At 61.4% G+C, this 16,530-nt stretch carries 16 protein-coding genes; 5 read left to right on the top strand and 11 right to left on the bottom strand.

Annotated features, from left to right (window positions below):
* Window positions 1–218: 218 nt before the first annotated feature.
* The 3 genes from choV to M5G18_RS22395 form a co-directional block, all read right to left on the bottom strand.
* Window positions 219–1,397, bottom strand: coding sequence for a choline ABC transporter ATP-binding protein (gene choV, locus M5G18_RS22385; RefSeq protein ID WP_273896236.1), 1,179 nt, complete (start codon window positions 1,395–1,397; stop codon window positions 219–221).
* Window positions 1,394–2,239, bottom strand: coding sequence for a choline ABC transporter permease subunit (gene choW, locus M5G18_RS22390; RefSeq protein ID WP_007959749.1), 846 nt, complete (start codon window positions 2,237–2,239; stop codon window positions 1,394–1,396). Before choW ends, choV begins: the two co-directional genes overlap by 4 nt.
* A gap of 67 nt (window positions 2,240–2,306) precedes the next feature.
* Window positions 2,307–3,254 (bottom strand): choline ABC transporter substrate-binding protein, encoded by a 948-nt coding sequence (locus M5G18_RS22395; protein ID WP_207984180.1) that lies wholly within the window; start codon window positions 3,252–3,254, stop codon window positions 2,307–2,309.
* Window positions 3,255–3,688: 434 nt separating this feature from the next.
* Between M5G18_RS22395 and M5G18_RS22400 the strand changes: the two genes are divergently transcribed.
* Complete coding sequence (locus M5G18_RS22400; RefSeq protein WP_273896240.1) at window positions 3,689–5,065, top strand: L-serine ammonia-lyase; 1,377 nt, start codon at window positions 3,689–3,691, stop codon at window positions 5,063–5,065.
* Between the two features lie 445 nt (window positions 5,066–5,510).
* A complete protein-coding gene (gene gbdR / locus M5G18_RS22405) occupies window positions 5,511–6,614 on the top strand; it encodes a choline metabolism transcriptional regulator GbdR (protein ID WP_007959756.1) in 1,104 nt (367 codons plus the stop codon).
* A 77-nt stretch (window positions 6,615–6,691) separates the two neighbouring features.
* On the opposite strand, the gene M5G18_RS22410 is transcribed toward gbdR, so the two are convergent.
* From M5G18_RS22410 to choX, 6 genes are all read right to left on the bottom strand, one after another.
* Entirely contained in the window at window positions 6,692–6,952 is a 261-nt protein-coding gene (locus M5G18_RS22410; protein ID WP_007959758.1) for a hypothetical protein, read from the bottom strand.
* 273 nt (window positions 6,953–7,225) lie between these two features.
* Window positions 7,226–8,389: a gamma-butyrobetaine dioxygenase gene (locus M5G18_RS22415; RefSeq protein ID WP_273896245.1), complete on the bottom strand. Its 1,164-nt coding sequence runs from the start codon at window positions 8,387–8,389 to the stop codon at window positions 7,226–7,228.
* 24 nt (window positions 8,390–8,413) lie between these two features.
* Complete coding sequence (locus tag M5G18_RS22420; protein ID WP_273896248.1) at window positions 8,414–8,890, bottom strand: thioesterase family protein; 477 nt, start codon at window positions 8,888–8,890, stop codon at window positions 8,414–8,416.
* A 223-nt stretch (window positions 8,891–9,113) separates the two neighbouring features.
* Complete coding sequence (locus M5G18_RS22425) at window positions 9,114–10,079, bottom strand: L-carnitine dehydrogenase (protein ID WP_273896251.1); 966 nt, start codon at window positions 10,077–10,079, stop codon at window positions 9,114–9,116.
* A 70-nt stretch (window positions 10,080–10,149) separates the two neighbouring features.
* A complete protein-coding gene (gene cdhC / locus M5G18_RS22430; RefSeq protein ID WP_064380223.1) occupies window positions 10,150–11,037 on the bottom strand; it encodes a 3-dehydrocarnitine:acetyl-CoA trimethylamine transferase CdhC in 888 nt (295 codons plus the stop codon).
* A gap of 75 nt (window positions 11,038–11,112) precedes the next feature.
* Window positions 11,113–12,057 carry a choline ABC transporter substrate-binding protein gene (gene choX / locus M5G18_RS22435; protein ID WP_169432236.1) on the bottom strand — a complete coding sequence of 315 codons (945 nt, stop codon included), beginning with the start codon at window positions 12,055–12,057 and terminating at the stop codon, window positions 11,113–11,115.
* A gap of 193 nt (window positions 12,058–12,250) precedes the next feature.
* Here choX and M5G18_RS22440 point away from each other — a divergent pair, with 193 nt between their 5' ends.
* Window positions 12,251–13,195 (top strand): GlxA family transcriptional regulator, encoded by a 945-nt coding sequence (locus M5G18_RS22440; protein ID WP_085608906.1) that lies wholly within the window; start codon window positions 12,251–12,253, stop codon window positions 13,193–13,195.
* 68 nt (window positions 13,196–13,263) lie between these two features.
* The gene (locus M5G18_RS22445; protein WP_273896256.1) at window positions 13,264–14,436 is read left to right on the top strand and encodes an ATP-binding protein; all 1,173 of its coding nucleotides are present in this window, start codon (window positions 13,264–13,266) and stop codon (window positions 14,434–14,436) included.
* Here the strand turns inward: M5G18_RS22445 and M5G18_RS22450 are convergent, their stop codons facing one another.
* Entirely contained in the window at window positions 14,437–14,853 is a 417-nt protein-coding gene (locus M5G18_RS22450; protein ID WP_273896257.1) for a DUF3010 family protein, read from the bottom strand.
* Between the two features lie 47 nt (window positions 14,854–14,900).
* Window positions 14,901–15,302: a lysozyme inhibitor LprI family protein gene (locus tag M5G18_RS22455; protein WP_007959774.1), complete on the bottom strand. Its 402-nt coding sequence runs from the start codon at window positions 15,300–15,302 to the stop codon at window positions 14,901–14,903.
* Window positions 15,303–15,536: 234 nt separating this feature from the next.
* Here M5G18_RS22455 and M5G18_RS22460 point away from each other — a divergent pair, with 234 nt between their 5' ends.
* Entirely contained in the window at window positions 15,537–16,514 is a 978-nt protein-coding gene (locus M5G18_RS22460) for a dipeptidase (protein ID WP_039768004.1), read from the top strand.
* The last annotated feature ends 16 nt before the right edge of the window (window positions 16,515–16,530 follow it).

Below are 16,530 nucleotides of genomic sequence, written 5' to 3' on the forward strand. Positions count from 1 at the left end.
AGGGAGAGGGGACTGATTGGGGGATGCTTGAGAACTACGCCGACCTGAACGAATTTCACTGTATCCATAATCGACGCTGATCTTTCAGGTCGATGTATAGCGAAAGACGGCTCGGTCGGTTCCCTCTCCCTCCGGGAGAGGGCTAGGGTGAGGGGCTCTTTTCCCTGACCCAATAAAAAAGGGATCGCTCACCGCGATCCCTTTTTTTTCGTCCCGCCTTACCCCAGGTTCTTCCCGAGCAACGCGTGATACAGCTCGCTGTCCCCAAGAATCCCCACCACATGGTTGTTGTCGTGCAGCACCAGTTTGTTGCCGGTCTGGTAACGGATCTGCAACGCGTCGCGCATGCCGATGTTCGAATCCACCAGTGTCGGTTTTCGCTCCAGCCCTTCCACGGCTTGCCCCGGTGCCCAGTTTTGCAGGTTCAGCACCGAACCGTTCTGCCGCGCACCCTTGATGGTGTTGCCTTCGGCCAGGTCCAGCCACGAATCGCCGCCCGGATCCAGGCACACCGAGCCGTTGATGCGTTTGCAGTTGTCCAGGGTGCGCATCAGGCTGCGACCGCACAGCACGTTCAGCGGATTGGTGTGGGCGACGAAGGTGCGCACGTAATCGTCTGCCGGGTTGAGCACGATCTCTTCCGGCACGCTGTACTGGATGATTCGGCCGTCTTTCATGATCGCGATGCGGCTGCCGAGTTTCAGCGCTTCGTCGAGGTCGTGGCTCACGAACACGATGGTCTTGCTCAGCTTGCGTTGCAGTTCCAGCAGTTCATCCTGCAGACCCTGACGGATCAGCGGGTCGAGGGCCGAGAACGGTTCGTCCATCAGCAGAATGTCGGCGTCCATCGCCAGTGCGCGGGCCAGGCCGACACGCTGCTGCATGCCGCCGGACAGCTCATCGGGCTTCTTGTTGCGCCATTGGGTCAGGCCCACGAGTTCGAGTTTTTCATCGACCAGCTTGCGCCGTTCCTTCTCCGGACGACCCTGCATTTCCAGACCGAAACTGATGTTCTCGCGCACCGTCAGCCAGGGCATCAGGGCGAACTTCTGGAACACCATGGCGATGCGTTTGGTGCGCATCATTTTCAGCTCGGCCGGGGTGCAGGAGGCGATGTCGATCTGCTTGCCTTCGTGTTCGACGAACAGCTTGCCGCGGCTCACGGTGTTGAGGCCGTTGATGCAGCGCAGCAGGCTCGACTTGCCGGAGCCGGACAGGCCCATCAGCACGCAGATCTCGCCTTTGTTGATGTCCAGGCTGGCCTTTTCAACGCCAACGATCTGCCCGGTCTTTTTCAGGATCTCACTGCGGGTCAGGCCTTGATCGAGAAGTTTCAATGCTTCGCGCGGATCCTTGGTGAAGATCACGTCAACGTTTTCGAAGCGAATTATGCTCATGCGTCACCCCCTACTTTGGCGTCGGGTTGTTTGCAGATACGGTCGAGCATGATCGCCAGCAGTACGATCGCCAGGCCCGCTTCGAAGCCCAGGGCGATATCAGCAGTGTTCAGTGCGTTGACCACCGGTTTGCCGAGTCCGTCGGCGCCCACCAGTGCCGCGATCACCACCATCGACAGCGACAGCATGATGCACTGGGTGATGCCGGCCGCGATGCTCGGCATGGCGTGAGGCAGTTCGATCCGTGAAAGCAGTTGGCGACGCGAGCAGCCGAAGGCCTTGCCGGCGTCCATCAGTTCTTGCGGGACATCGCGGATGCCCAGGTAGGTCAGGCGGATCGGCGCGGCGATGGCGAACACCACCGTCGAGATCAGGCCCGGTACCACGCCCAGCCCGAAGAGGGTCAGGGTAGGAATGAGGTAAACGAAGGTCGGTACGGTCTGCATCAGATCGAGTACCGGCCTCATCAAAGTGTAGAACATCGGTTTGTGCGCGGCGACGATGCCCAGCGGCACGCCGATGACCACGCAGACCAGGGTCGCGAACATGACCTGGGCGAGGGTTTCCATGGTTTCCTGCCAGTACCCCAGGTTGAGGATCAGCAGGAAGGAGGCGACCACGAACGCGGTCAGGCCCCATTTGCGTTGAATGAAGTGGGCCAGCAGGGCGATGAGGCCGATCAGCACCAGCGGGTTGAACCAGGTCAGCGCAAACGTCACGCCGTGGATCATCGTTTCCAGTGTCACGGCGATTGCGTCGAAGGTGTTGGCGCCGTGTTGCGTCAACCATTCAACGAAGCCCGCGATGTACTGGCCTAAAGGGATTTTCTGATCAATCAGCATGGTAGTGAACGTCCGCATGCAAGGAAATAAACAGCCCGGACGGGACTAGCCCGCCCGGCATAAGCGATTACTGATTCAGCTTGGCTTTCACGGCCTCCAGGCCAGGTTTACCGTCAGTGGTGGTCACGCCAGCGAGCCAGGTATCGAGCACCTGTGGATTCTTTTTCAGCCAGGCCTTGGCGGCCGCGTCAGGCTTCATCTTGTCGTCCAGGATGTTGCCCATCAGTTCGCTTTCCATGTCGACGGTGAACTCCAGGTTTTTCAGCAGTTGGCCAACGTTGCTGCATTCCTCGGCGTAGCCCTTGCGGGTGTTGGTCGCCACGGTGGCGGCGCCGAAATCCGGGCCGAAGAAATCGTCACCACCGGTCAGGTACTGAATCTTGAAGCGCTTGTTCATCGGGTGCGGCGCCCAGCCGAGGAACACCACGGCGGTGTCGCGTTTCTGTGCGCGGTCGACCTGCGACAGCATGCCCGCTTCGCTGGACTCGACGACCTTGAAGCCGGCGGTCTTGAGGCCGAAGGCGTCCTTGTCGATCATGCTCTGGATCAGGCGGTTGCCGTCGTTGCCCGGCTCGATCCCGTAGATCTTGCCGTCGAGTTCCTTCTTGAATTTGGCGATGTCGGCGAAGTCATGCAGACCCTTGTCATACAAGGCTTGCGGAACGGCGAGGGTGTACTTGGCGCCCTTGAGGTTGGTGCGCACGGTTTCCACGGTGCCGGCGTCGCGGTAGGCCTTGATGTCGTTTTCCATGGTCGGCATCCAGTTGCCGAGGAATACGTCCATGTTCTTGCCGTCGGCCAGCGACTTGTAGGTCACGGGTACGGAAATCATGGTGGTCTTGGTCTTGTAGCCGAGGGCCTGAAGCACGACGGAGGTGGTGGCGGTTGTTGCGGTGATGTCGGTCCAGCCGACATCGGAGAAGTTCACGGTACTGCACTGCGCCGGTTCTGCGGCTTGAGCCAGTAACGGCAGACTCAGCATGGCGGCCAACAACAACGACGGGGAACCTTTCATGAATGGACTCCTTGGTGTTTTTTTTGGCAGTGTTCCGATTGGACCACCGCACTTATGGGTTGCGGTTGGATGGCGTTCTGGAGACAGCTCTACCGCAGCGCCTTGCAATCGAGTCGATACGATCATGTACCAGTGAAAATCTGACGCCTACAGGGTGCGTCGTATCCAGTACAGGGATGGTCGCATCCAGTGTCAGTGACGTCGTTTACAGCTTTTTTCTGCCCTGTCTGGCCATCTGAACCGCATAAAAACGGCGAAAACACGGGCTGAAACCGGCACGGCGTTAGTGGGCATGAGTGCGTCGGTGTCAGACGCCGAGCAACCCGGGAAAAGCCCGATGATGCGGGCATTCCGGCGGATCGCAGCTTGAGCGTAGCAGCTCCGCCAGCGGGCGCTTCACGCCCCGGACCGGCACTCTCAGGAGCTCTGCAACAATGGCTATCAGCGTTTTCGACCTGTTCAAAATCGGCATTGGCCCTTCCAGTTCCCACACCGTCGGGCCCATGCGCGCCGCCGCCTTGTTCGTCGAGTCGTTGCGCGACAAACACCTACTGGAGCGGGTGCGTCGCATCGAGGTGCAGTTGTTCGGTTCGCTGTCGGCCACCGGTGTCGGTCACGGCAGCGACAACGCGGTGATCATGGGCCTGATGGGCGAGTGGCCGGACGCGATCGACCCGTCGCAGATCGGCCCGCGGATCCAGGCCCTGCGTGAAACCCACACGCTGTTGCTCGACGGTCGTTTGTCGGTGCCCTTTATATGGGGGCGGGACATGCGCCTGATCGACGAGAACCTGCCGTTCCATCCCAACGCCATGACCCTGGTTGCCGAAGGCGATCACGGCGAGCTGCATCGCGACACCTACTATTCGGTCGGCGGCGGTTTTGTGGTGGACGAGGCGCAGGCCTCCAGCGGCGTGGTGGACCTGGACCGCACCGAATTGCCTTACGACTTTTCCAGCGCGGTGGAGCTGCTGGAGCTGTGCAAGACCCACAACCTGCGCGTGGCCGAATTGATGATGGCCAACGAGAAGGTCTGGCGCAGCGAAGAAGAAATCCGCGCCGGCCTGATGAAACTCTGGCGGGCGATGCAGGATTGCGTCGAGCAGGGCCTCAAACACGAAGGCATCCTGCCCGGCGGCCTCAACGTGCGCCGCCGCGCGGCGAAGTTGCACCGCAGTCTTCAGGAATTGAACAAGCCCAATGTGATCGGCTCGACCCTCAGCGCCATGGAGTGGGTCAACCTGTTCGCCCTAGCGGTGAATGAGGAAAACGCCGCCGGCGGGCGCATGGTCACGGCGCCAACCAATGGCGCGGCGGGAATCATTCCGGCGGTGCTGCATTACTTCATGAAATTCAGCGAGGCGGTGACGGACGCCAACGTGGTCGATTACTTCCTCGGGGCGGCGGCGGTGGGGATTCTGTGCAAGAAGAACGCTTCGATCTCCGGCGCCGAAGTCGGTTGTCAGGGTGAAGTCGGCTCGGCCTGCGCAATGGCGGCGGCAGGGCTGGCGGAAATCCTTGGCGCAAGCCCCGAGCAATTGTGCAACGCGGCGGAAATCGGCCTGGAACACAACCTCGGTCTGACCTGCGATCCGGTGGGTGGCCTGGTGCAAGTGCCGTGCATCGAGCGCAACGCGATTGCGGCGGTGAAGGCGATTAACGCGGCGCAGATGGCCTTGCGTGGGGACGGTCAGCACTTCATCTCGCTGGACCGGGTGATCCGTACCATGCGCGATACCGGCGCCGACATGCATGACAAATATAAAGAGACATCGCGGGGCGGGTTGGCGGTCAGCGCGGTGGAGTGCTGATTCCTACGATAACCTCGGACCAGTCAAAACTGCGCACCAAGTGAGCATCGGCAATAAAACGCGCCACCTTTTGGCGCGTCGCTATCAGATAAGAGTCTTTCCCACCTCCAGCGCCTGATTCGCAGGCGCTACCGTCCGTCACCCGTGCCTGCGGTGACACTGTCGGACAATCGCGCGCAGGCCAGTTCCCACAAGTGCTACCGATTTGCTCACACGCTTCGGAGCAGGGCATTCGCGGCCGCTGATGGCACTTCGAATTACCTTTCGTCGGAGCGCTTGTATAGACGCGTCGCGACGTCGTTTTCAGGAGTTATTGAACAGCCATTCAAATTTAGGCATGGCAATTGCTCTGTCATAACAAAGCCCGTCTCACGCAAGAGAACGATGGCAATAACAAGAGCCTCCGCCTGAGGCCATCACCCGCTTTGTGTGAGGAGATACCGCGATGACGTCGTTCAACTCCGGGGCTCAACCCCAGAACCGTGCGCCTCAATCCATCGGCTTTCTGCTGCTGGACAATTTCACGCTGATTTCCCTGGCTTCCGCAGTCGAACCGCTGCGCATGGCCAACCAGTTGTCCGGTCGCGAGCTGTATCGCTGGACCACCCTCACCGTTGATGGCGGCCAGGTCTGGGCCAGTGACGGTCTGCAGATCACCCCCGACGCCTCCATGCACAAAGCCCCGGCCCTCGACACCATCATCGTGTGCGGCGGGATCGGCATTCAACGCACCGTTACCCGTGAACACGTCTCGTGGCTGCAAAGCCAGGCGCGTCAGTCCCGTCGCCTCGGCGCCGTGTGCACCGGCAGCTGGGCCCTGGCCTGCGCCGGCCTGCTCGACGGCTTCGATTGCAGCGTGCACTGGGAATGTCTGGCGGCGATGCAGGAAGCTTTCCCGCGCGTTGCGATGAGCACTCGTCTGTTCACCCTCGACCGCAACCGTTTCACCAGCTCCGGCGGCACCGCACCGCTGGACATGATGCTGCACCTGATCAGCCGTGATCACGGGCGTGAACTGTCCGCCGCGATCTCCGAGATGTTCGTCTATGAACGCATCCGCAACGAGCAGGATCACCAGCGCGTGCCGCTCAAGCACATGCTCGGCACCAACCAGCCAAAACTGCAGGAAATCGTCGCGCTGATGGAAGCCAATCTGGAAGAGCCGATCGACCTCGACGAGCTGGCGGTGTACGTCGCCGTGTCCCGTCGCCAGCTCGAGCGCCTGTTCCAGAAATACCTGCACTGCTCGCCGTCGCGCTACTACCTCAAGCTGCGCCTGATCCGCGCGCGACAACTGCTGAAGCAGACGCCGATGTCGATCATCGAAGTGGCGTCGGTCTGCGGGTTCGTGTCGACGCCGCACTTCTCCAAGTGCTACCGCGAATACTTCGGCATTCCGCCGCGTGACGAGCGCGTCGGTTCCAACACCACCCAACAGGTGGCGATGATGCCGCTGCCGCAGGCCATCGTGATGTCGCCGCTGTCCGGGCCGATGTCGGCGTTGAGCCAGGCACGCAACGAATCCACCTTCGCCAGCGTGCGCCTCTAAAACGAAAGATCGCAACCTGCGACAGCGCCTTCAGGAAAGGCACTGTCGCAGGCTGCGATCTTTTTTTTGGTCAGGTATCAGGCGCGGGTTTGCTGATACTGCGCCAGTGCCGGCAGCAACTGCTTGTCGATGGCTTCGCGCACGGTCGGCTGAATGCTCGCGCTGCTGGTGTACATCTGCTTGACCATGGTGCGCAGCGTGTTAGCCCGCACATCGTCCAGACCCCGCACCGCGCACTCGCAGGCCTGCTGGGCAGTGGAGCCCGACGGTACTTCGAATCCCAACGACTTGAGCTGGCCCAACAGGTCTTCCTGATCGATCAAATCGGCATACATCATGACGCGAATCCTTCTTCGGCAACGGAGGTCGTGGCTCGATTCTGGTAGGCATGCCCAGGCACGGCAAGGGCGATTTGTCGCAGTGTCCACATTGGCTATGAGCATGTCGTTTTCGGCTAACTTGCCGGCAAGGGGAGTGGGCACACTGGACCCAGCTCGCTTCACGAAGGTTTGGTCACCCTCGCCACGGCAGCTCCTCAACAGTACCCTCGCCCCGATCCTGTCACGGCTTGTATCGGGGCTTTTTTTGCCTGCGAATTACGATGATGCGGTCTAGCGCTGCAACACCAGAATCCGCGACAACAATTCATCCCGATCGATGTAGCAGCCCTGAAAATGCCGGGCCCCGGTGGCCGGGTCGAAGGCGTTGCGCGCGTGCAGGGTGCGGCGGTTGTCGAAGCACCACAGCTCGCCCGGGTTGAGTCGTTGCATGACCCGGAAACGTGGCTCGCGGGTCATGGCGATGAAGCGCCGGTAAGCGCGATACAGCAGGGGCATTTGCTCCACTGACGTGTCGAACGCGCCGCGCAGAAAGTTGGCCATGCGAACTTCCGCGACCCGGCCCAACGCATCCAGGGCGATGATCGGCGCGAGGCAGCGATAGTCGCTGTGGCGGTCCTTGTTGCGAAACTCCACCGGGATCTCGCACAGCGCCTGAAACGACGCGGGATCTTCCTGACGCAACGCTTCGGCAATCGCAAAACCGTCGACAAAAATGCTCTCGCCACCTTCGGCGTCGTTCACCAGACAATGCAGAAATTGCAGCCCCGGTTGCAGCTCTCGGGTCGGCAGATCCGTGTGCAACGGCAGGTTGAAAGCGGTGTAGGCATTGCTGTCGGCGTCGGCCTTGGATTGCACGTTGAACAGCACGCCGAAGTTGCTCTCGCGGATGAACGAAATGCGCTGGGCGATCAGCTTCAGCGAGCCGGGTTCGGTGGGTACGCCGCGCACCTGGGTCAGGCCGATATCGCGTACCGCCAGCAACCATTGCAGCAGCGCGGCGTTGTCGTTCATCAGGGCTGCATAGTCGAACACCGGCAACTGTAAATCGCTGCGCCACAGGAAGGGTTTAGGTTTGGCGGCGAGGCGTTCGGCGCGGGACTCGTCGTCATAGGCGTGTGCCCGCAGCCAGCCCGCATCGAAGCGGCTGAGGTGGCCGTCCTGCCAGTCGATGCGCAGGCAGCCATCGGTGTCGATGTGCGCGGCGGAGGGCGACAGATCCTGCGCCGCATCGACGATCTCGAACACCTGCTCGCGGGTGACGCTGTAGACGCAGTGCGGACACGGACAGTTGTCGCGCAGCCACACGTGGTGGAACGGGCTGACACGCCCGTCGGCCCATTCAATCAGGACGCGATCCGCCAGGTTCTGCACACCGTTCAGCGCGCTGATCAACGGATAAGTACGGAAATCGGCAACTGCAGCGGCGGTGTGCATGGCGGCTCCTTGCGATGGATGGATTTACCGGGCTGGTGGCAGGGCGATGACCCGGCCGATGTAGGCAGGCGCGGACAGGTCGGCCTGCTCGGCGACGATGGCTTGCAGACGGCTCAGGGTGTCAGGGGTAAACGGTGCGGAGCGCGGCCCGGCGAGGTCGACGTGCAACAGCATCTGTTCGTTGCCGGCCAGCTCCTTGTCACCGCCAGCCAGATGCAGGCTGTGATAGAGGTGCAGGCGTTTCTGGTCGTGGCCGATGATCTGCGTGCGCACTTCGACTTCGGCGTCGAGCTTCACTTCGTGCAGGTAATTGAGGTGCAGTTCGAGGGTGAACAGCGAGTGACCGCTGGCTTCGCGATTGTTGCTGTCCATGCCGAGGCGATCCATCAGGGCGTCGGTGGCGTAGCTGAAGATCAGCAGATAGAAGGCGTCGCGCAGGTGGCCGTTGTAGTCGACCCAGTCGGGGATGATGCGGGTTTGGTAGGTGGTGAGGGTGGGCATGATTGGGTTCCGCTGGAAGTTGGTGTTCAAGATCAAAAGCTACCCCCTCACCCCAGCCCTCTCCCTCAGGGAGAGGGGGAAAGGGAGCCGATCTTCAAGCTTTTCGAGAGCTGAGTTCGACTTGGGATTTTCAGGTCGGTGTAGCTCGTACATTCACCGCGGTCAGTCCCCTCTCCCCTTGGGAGAGGGTTAGGGTGAGGGCAGCGGTTTCAAGCCAGACACATCACTCGCTGAAACTCATCCCGTGCTTCTCTTTGGTGGTCTTCACCGCCTCAAGCACCGCCAGCAAGCAATCATCACGATAGCGCTCCAGCGCCGAAATACTGTGGCGGCCCAGTTGATCGCTGGTGCCGTCCACCACATCGTCGATCAACTTGTCGGTCAGTTCCGGTGCCGGCAGGTACGTCCACGGCAACTGCAACGCCGGGCCGAACTGCGACATGAAGTGACGCATACCGGCATCGCCACCGGCCAGGGTGTAGGTCAAGAACGTGCCCATGAACGACCAGCGCAGACCGGCGCCAAAGCGGATCGCATCGTCGATTTCACCGGTGGTCGCCACGCCGTCGTTGACCAGATGCAGCGCCTCGCGCCACAGCGCTTCGAGCAGGCGGTCGGCGATGAAACCCGGCACTTCCTTGCGCACATGCAGCGGGCGCATGCCGAGGGATTCGTAGACTTTCATCGCCGCTTGAACCGCTTCCGGCGCGGTGTTCTTGCCGCCGACCACTTCCACCAGCGGCAGCAGGTAAACCGGGTTGAACGGGTGACCGACCACGCAGCGTTCCGGGTGGGTCGAACTCTCGTAAAACTCGCTCGGCAACAGACCCGAGGTGCTGGAACCGATCAATGCATTCGGCTTGGCCGCTGCACTGATTTTGCTGTGTAGCTCCAGTTTCAGTTCGAGGCGTTCCGGGGCGCTTTCCTGGATGAAGTCCGCATCGCACACGCATTCTTCAATGGTCGCCACGAAACGCAGGCGATCCTGCGAAGCGCCCGGCGCCAAACCGTTTTTCTCCAGCGCGCCCCAGGCGTTGGCCACGCGTTTGCGCAGCGCCGCTTCGGCACCCGGCGCCGGGTCCCAGGCCACCACGTCGAGGCCATGGGCGAGGGCGCGGGCGACCCAGCCGCTGCCGATGACGCCGCTGCCCAGTGCTGCGAAGGTTTTGATTTCGGTGATAAAGCTCATGGTCACTTCCTGGAATGAGGCAAAAAAACGGTGGGCGTCAATGGCCCGCCCACCGGGGGATAGGGTGATTTCAACCGCGCTGGGTCAGGCCCATTTTCTTGCGACCTTCAGCCGGGGTCAGCACGCGGGCGCCGAGGCGGCTGAGGATTTCAGTGGCGCGTTCGACCAGTTGGCCGTTGGTCGCCAGCACGCCTTTGTCGAGCCACAGGTTGTCTTCCAGACCGACCCGCACGTTGCCGCCGAGCAGCACCGCTTGCGCCGCCATCGGCATTTGCATCCGGCCGATGCCGAAACCCGCCCACACCGCATCGGCAGGCAGGTTGTCGACCATGGCTTTCATGGTGGTGGTGTCGGCCGGCGCGCCCCACGGGATGCCCAGGCACAGCTGGAACAGCGGATTGTCGAGCAGGCCCTCCTTGATCATCTGTTTGGCGAACCACAGGTGACCGGTGTCGAAAATCTCAAGCTCCGCCTTCACGCCCAGCTCGGTGATGCGCTTGGCGCCAGCCCGCAGCTGGGCCGGAGTGGAGACGTAAATGGTGTCGCCGTCGCCGAAGTTCAGGGTGCCGCAATCCAGCGTGCAGATTTCCGGCAGCAGCTCCTCGACGTGGGCCAGACGGGTCAGCGGGCCGACCAGATCGGTGTTCGGGCCGAACTCCATCGGGTTCTCTCCCGGGCCGATTTCCAGGTCGCCACCCATGCCGGCGGTGAGGTTGACGATGATGTCGACGTCGGCCTCGCGGATGCGCTCCATGACTTCGCGGTACAGCGCCACGTCACGGCTGAACTTGCCGGTCTGCGGGTCACGGACGTGGCAGTGCACGACCGTGGCGCCGGCCTTGGCCGCTTCCACCGCAGCTGCGGCGATCTGTTTCGGGGTGACCGGCACGTGAGGGCTCTTGGCGGTCGTGTCGCCAGCACCGGTGAGTGCGCAGGTGATGATGACGTCGTGGTTCATGGTGCGTTTTCCTTCAGGCGTGATGGGTCTGTTCGCAGCCCGTGGCGGGCTGCGAAGTGGTTCGTTCGTTGCGGTTTATTTGCTGGTGAGCTGGAGGTTTTCAGCCGCCGGTTTGCCATCGAAGGTGGTCACGCCTTCGAGCCAGCGCTGTTTGTCCTGCGGGTGATCCTTGAGCCATTGCTTGGCCGATTCGAAAGCGTCCTTGTGATCGAGCAGCGGCTGCATCATTCGGCTCTCGTCTTCGGCGGTGAACGTCAGGTTGCTCAGCAGGCGGCTGACGTTCGGGCATTGTTCGGCGTATTTCGGCGCGGTGACGGTCCACACGGTGGCCATGCCTTCGTTCGGGCCGAGGGCGTCGTCGCTGCCGGTCAGATAAGTCATCTGCACGTTGACGTTCATCGGGTGCGGCGCCCAGCCGAAGAACACCACGGCTTCCTTGCGGCGCACCGCGCGATCGACGGCGGCGAGCATGCCGGCCTCGCTGGATTCGACGAGCTGGAATTTGCCGAGGCCAAACTGATTCTTGGCGATCATCGCCTTGATCTGGGTGTTGGCGCCCGAGCCTGGCTCGATGCCGTAGATCTTGCCGCCCAGTTCCTTCTCGAACTTGGCGATATCGGCGAAGGTTTTCAGACCCTTGTCCGCCAGGTAGGTCGGCACGGCGAGGGTGGCGCGGGCGTCCTTGAGGCTCGGGGCCTGGAGGACTTTGACCTGGTTGGCGTCGACGAACGGGGTGATGGTCTGGGTCATCAGCGGGTTCCAGTAGCCGAGGAACAGATCCAGGCGCTGGTCGCGGATCCCGGCGAAGACGATTTGCTGAGAGGCGCTGGTCTGTTTGGTGCTGTAGCCGAGGCCGTCGAGCAGAACCTGGGCCATCGCACTGGTGGCGATCACGTCGGTCCAGTTCACCACGCCCATGCGCACGTTCTGACACGATGCGGAATCGGCCGCCATGACACTGGCGCTTAAAAACGCGGTACCACTGAGTGCGAGAACACAGCTGCTGATCAGTCGTTTCATGTCGGGTTCCTCGGCAGGTCGTTATTGTGGGTCCCGGCATCTGTCGTGCCGGTGATGCTCAAATTACGCAGCAATGCCCCTGTAAAAACGCACTGCGGCGACCAGCTCTTGCACTGCAGCGACCTGTGCTCTTGAATGCCGCCGACAACTGGCGTATCAACGTTGCACGCTACCCGCGAATCGAGTGCGCGCCATGTCCCAGGATTTCTACTTTCTGTTGATGCCGGGTTTTTCCGCCATCGGTTTCATCTCTGCGATCGAACCTCTGCGGGTGGCCAACCGCTTTCGCGGCGAGCTGTACCGCTGGCACGTCTTGAGCGCCGATGGCGGGGCGGTGCTGGCGAGCAACGGGATGTCGGTCAACGCCGATGCGGCGCTGGAGCCGCTGAAGAAAGGGGCGACGCTGCTGGTGGTCGCCGGTTTTGAACCGCTGAAGTTCGCCACCCCGGCGCTGGAGCACTGGCTGCGACGGCTGGACAACGAAGGCGTGACCCTCGGCGCCATCGACACCGGTAGCTTCGTCCTCGCGGAGGCGGGCCTGCTCGAGGGTCATCGCCTGACCCTGCACTGGGAGGCCATCGACGCCTTCAAGGAATCTTATCCACAGCTCAGCGTCACCCAGGAGCTGTTCGAGATCGACCGTCGGCGCATCACGTCTGCCGGCGGCACCGCTTCCATCGACCTGATGCTCGACCTGATCGCCCAGGCCCACGGCCCGCAACTGGCGATCCAGGTCAGCGAGCAGTTTGTATTGGGGCGGATTCGTCCGCGCAAGGATCACCAGCGCATGGAAGTCGCCACGCGTTACGGCATCAGCAACAAGAAGCTGGTGCATGTGATTGGCGAGATGGAGCAGCACAGCGAACCGCCGCTGACCACCCTGGAACTGGCGGAGTCGATCAAGGTGACGCGGCGGCAACTGGAGCGGTTGTTCCGCCTGCACCTGAACGACACGCCGAGCAATTTCTATCTGCGCTTGAGACTGGAAAAGGCCCGGCAGCTGTTGCGCCAGACCGACATGAGCGTGCTCGAAGTGAGCATCGCCTGCGGGTTCGAATCACCGTCGTATTTCACCCGCAGCTACCGGGCGAAGTTTGCCCGGTGTCCACGGGAGGATCGGCGACGGGAGGCCGTTTGACGGACGATTATAGTTAATTATACTTTCAGGTATAAATTACAGTCGTTTGAATAATTGAGTGTAAAACCATGTCCCGAAACAACGGCTTCGTCTTCCGCCGCCCCGCTCTGGCCCGCAGCGTTGCCGATGGTCTGGTGGGTGCAGGTCTGCAGGATTTCACCTCCGGCCTTTTTCTGGCAGCGCCGCGTCGCACCGGCAAAAGTACCTTTCTGCGCGAGGACCTGATCCCGGAATGCCAGGCCCGAGGCTGGCTGACGGTTTACGTCGACCTGTGGGCCGACAAGGAAAAAGACCCTGCGGACTTGATCGCCAGTGCCATTGCAGGCGCGTTGGTCCCCTTTGAAAAGGGCATCCGCAAACTGGCAAAGAATATCGGCATCGAAAAGCTCAGCTTTCTGCGCACCTTGTCCTGGGATTTCACCAAGCCGCAACTGCCGGCGGGCGCGACCCTGACTCAAGCATTGGAGTTGCTCCACAGCGCCGCCGAGAAACCAGTAGTGCTGGTGATCGATGAGGCCCAGCACGCGCTAACCACCGCCGCAGGCATCAACGCAATGTTTGCCCTGAAGGCTGCACGGGATCAGCTCAACCAGGGACGTGAAGGCGAGGGCAGCGGTTTGCATCTGGTGTTCACCGGTTCCAATCGCGACAAACTCGCCCATCTGGTGCTGGGCAAGAGCCAACCGTTCTTCGGCTCGAGCATCACGCCCTTTCCATTGTTGGGAAAAGAGTTCACTCAAGCGTACACCTTGCACCTCAACGCCCATCTGGCCGAGACCAACCAGTTCAGTGCGGCCGATATCGACGACGCCTTTGAATTGGTGGGGCGGCGCCCGGAAATGTTGCGCACCATCATCGGCGAAGTCGCGCTGGAACTGGGCGAAGCCAGCAATCTGGGGCAGCTGCTGCAAAGCCGTGCCGAATTGTTGCGCGCAGGCGTGTGGAGCGAGTTCGAAAGCGCCTGGAACGCACTGACCATCCCTCAGCGCGCCGTGCTGGAAGTGATGGTGGAGCGCTCTCAAAACAACGAGCCTTTTGCACCGTTCACCGACAGCACGCTCATGGCGGTCAGCAAGGCGTTGGAAAACCTGGGCAGCGACGTGGTGCCGGGCACCCAGACCATTCAGGCCTGCATCGATGCCCTGCGCGACAAGGAGCTGGTGTGGAAGTCGAGCCGTGGAGGCTATGCGCTGGAGGACAAGTCCTTCGGTGATTGGCTGAGCGCACGTAAAGCGCGCTAGTTACTTCTTCACCAATGCCGAGCACGCTGCCTTGTAGGCTTCATGCTGATACTTGTTCAGCGTGCCCGGCAGCTCGAAATTGTGCTTCTTGGCCTGGGCATTGATCGTCTGCGGCGACAGCAGCGTCACCTCGCAACCGTCCAGCAACTGAAACACGCCCTCGATCTTGAACGTGGTCGGCCCACCGGCAAACTCGCCCTTCTTGCTGCGCTTCTTGATCGCGATGCGATCAATCGAGTTCTCGCGCACGAACGACGCCACCTGTGCGGCGAACAGCCTCACGTTGGCCGCCTCGTCGTCATCGTCCAGCGCGATTTTCTTGGTGCTCAGCGCGACATGGCTCAGCACCGAACCGTCGAGGGACGCCACGGCGATGATCGCTTCACTGCCTTTGATTTCGATACCGCAGATGTTCATGTGAATCCCTTGATTGGCTGAAGAGGTGCAGCTTACAGCTCAAGCCCTCACTCCTGCCCGATCGACTCCAAAAACTCCGACCGCTCGTCACTCATCCGCGCCACGCAGTCATTCTGCGCAATCTTGAACGCCTTGCTGCCGTCCGTCGCCGGGAAGGCTTCCACGGCGCAGTCCGCGTCGCGGGTTTTCAGCCATTGTTGCTGGGCGGCCTTGAGTTTGGCGGTGATGTCGGCCAGTTGCGCCGGGTTCTTGCCGTAGGTGGTCTGCATGCGCTCATTGAGGCTGGCGTAGTTGTCCTTGAGCAGGTCCTCGGCGGTGGTGCGGCTGTAGGTCGAGCATTCCAGGGTCTGGATGTCGTTTTCCACCGCGTCGCACGGGTTGTTGTCGGACTCTTCGGCGGCGTGTACGCCGGTCGCAATCAGGGCCAGGGCCAGGAAGATCGATTTCATTGATGTCGCCGCTCTAATCCAGTGGTGTTTCCGGGATGCGGCAGATTCTGGCTCAAGCTCGCGGGCTTGAACAGGTGGCCGGTCGGACCGGTTGGCGACCCTTTGTCGCGGATTGACGCTTTCGGCAATTCCCCTGTCGTTTTTGCACCCGGCTGGTCGCGCACCGAGGCATATGCTGGCCCCAAAGCGCCGGCAGACGATTCGGCGCATGAATCGCCAATAAGGGGACGCCTGATGAGCCCAGCCGAATTACACGCCGACAGCATCGTTATCGACGGTCTGATCATTGCCAAATGGAACCGCGAGCTGTTCGAAGACATGCGCAAGGGCGGTCTGACGGCGGCCAACTGCACCGTGTCGGTGTGGGAGGGCTTTCAGGCCACGGTCAACAACATTGCCGCCAGCCAGAAACTGATTCGCGAAAACAGCGACCTGGTGATCCCCGTCCGCACCACCGCCGACATCCGCAAGGCCAAGGAGCAGGGCAAGACCGGCATCCTCTTCGGCTTCCAGAACGCCCATGCGTTCGAAGACCAGATCGGCTATGTCGAGGTGTTCAAGCAGCTCGGCGTCGGCATCGTGCAGATGTGCTACAACACCCAGAACCTGGTGGGCACCGGTTGCTACGAACGTGACGGCGGCCTGTCGGGTTTCGGTCGCGAAATCGTCGCCGAGATGAACCGCGTCGGCGTCATGTGCGACCTGTCCCACGTCGGCTCCAAGACTTCCGAAGAAGTCATCCTCGAATCGAAAAAACCGGTCTGCTATTCCCACTGCCTGCCGTCGGGGCTGAAAGAGCACCCGCGCAACAAGTCCGATGAAGAGCTCAAGTTTATTGCTGACCACGGCGGTTTCGTCGGCGTGACCATGTTCGCGCCGTTCCTGGCCAAGGGCATCGATTCGACCATCGACGACTACGCCGAAGCCATCGAATACACCATGAACCTGGTCGGCGAAGACGCCATCGGCATCGGCACCGACTTCACCCAGGGTCACGGTCAGGACTTCTTCGAATACCTGACCCACGACAAGGGCTACGCCCGCCGTCTGACCAACTTCGGCAAGATCATCAACCCGCTGGGCATCCGCACCGTCGGCGAGTTCCCGAACCTGACCGAAACCCTGCTCAAGCGCGGCCACTCCGAGCGCGTGGTACGCAAGATCATGGGCGAAAACTGGGTCAACGTCTTGAAAGACGTCTGGGGCGAGTAAGCCGCCGCTTCCCGAA

The sequence above is a fragment of the Pseudomonas aphyarum genome (assembly GCF_028657055.1).
Taxonomy (GTDB): Bacteria; Pseudomonadota; Gammaproteobacteria; order Pseudomonadales; family Pseudomonadaceae; genus Aquipseudomonas; species Aquipseudomonas aphyarum.

Excerpts from the sequence above, each read along its gene's own strand:
- M5G18_RS22445 (WP_273896256.1), top strand. The coding sequence starts at position 13,264 with ATGTCCCGAAACAACGGCTTCGTCTTCCGCCGCCCCGCTCTGGCCCGC.
- gbdR (WP_007959756.1), top strand. The coding sequence starts at position 5,511 with ATGACGTCGTTCAACTCCGGGGCTCAACCCCAGAACCGTGCGCCTCAA.
- M5G18_RS22440 (WP_085608906.1), top strand. The coding sequence starts at position 12,251 with ATGTCCCAGGATTTCTACTTTCTGTTGATGCCGGGTTTTTCCGCCATC.
- cdhC (WP_064380223.1), bottom strand. The coding sequence starts at position 11,037 with ATGAACCACGACGTCATCATCACCTGCGCACTCACCGGTGCTGGCGAC.
- M5G18_RS22460 (WP_039768004.1), top strand. The coding sequence starts at position 15,537 with ATGAGCCCAGCCGAATTACACGCCGACAGCATCGTTATCGACGGTCTG.
- M5G18_RS22400 (WP_273896240.1), top strand. The coding sequence starts at position 3,689 with ATGGCTATCAGCGTTTTCGACCTGTTCAAAATCGGCATTGGCCCTTCC.
- M5G18_RS22395 (WP_207984180.1), bottom strand. The coding sequence starts at position 3,254 with ATGAAAGGTTCCCCGTCGTTGTTGTTGGCCGCCATGCTGAGTCTGCCG.
- choW (WP_007959749.1), bottom strand. The coding sequence starts at position 2,239 with ATGCTGATTGATCAGAAAATCCCTTTAGGCCAGTACATCGCGGGCTTC.
- M5G18_RS22410 (WP_007959758.1), bottom strand. The coding sequence starts at position 6,952 with ATGATGTATGCCGATTTGATCGATCAGGAAGACCTGTTGGGCCAGCTC.
- M5G18_RS22425 (WP_273896251.1), bottom strand. The coding sequence starts at position 10,079 with ATGAGCTTTATCACCGAAATCAAAACCTTCGCAGCACTGGGCAGCGGC.
- M5G18_RS22420 (WP_273896248.1), bottom strand. The coding sequence starts at position 8,890 with ATGCCCACCCTCACCACCTACCAAACCCGCATCATCCCCGACTGGGTC.
- choX (WP_169432236.1), bottom strand. The coding sequence starts at position 12,057 with ATGAAACGACTGATCAGCAGCTGTGTTCTCGCACTCAGTGGTACCGCG.
- choV (WP_273896236.1), bottom strand. The coding sequence starts at position 1,397 with ATGAGCATAATTCGCTTCGAAAACGTTGACGTGATCTTCACCAAGGAT.
- M5G18_RS22450 (WP_273896257.1), bottom strand. The coding sequence starts at position 14,853 with ATGAACATCTGCGGTATCGAAATCAAAGGCAGTGAAGCGATCATCGCC.
- M5G18_RS22415 (WP_273896245.1), bottom strand. The coding sequence starts at position 8,389 with ATGCACACCGCCGCTGCAGTTGCCGATTTCCGTACTTATCCGTTGATC.
- M5G18_RS22455 (WP_007959774.1), bottom strand. The coding sequence starts at position 15,302 with ATGAAATCGATCTTCCTGGCCCTGGCCCTGATTGCGACCGGCGTACAC.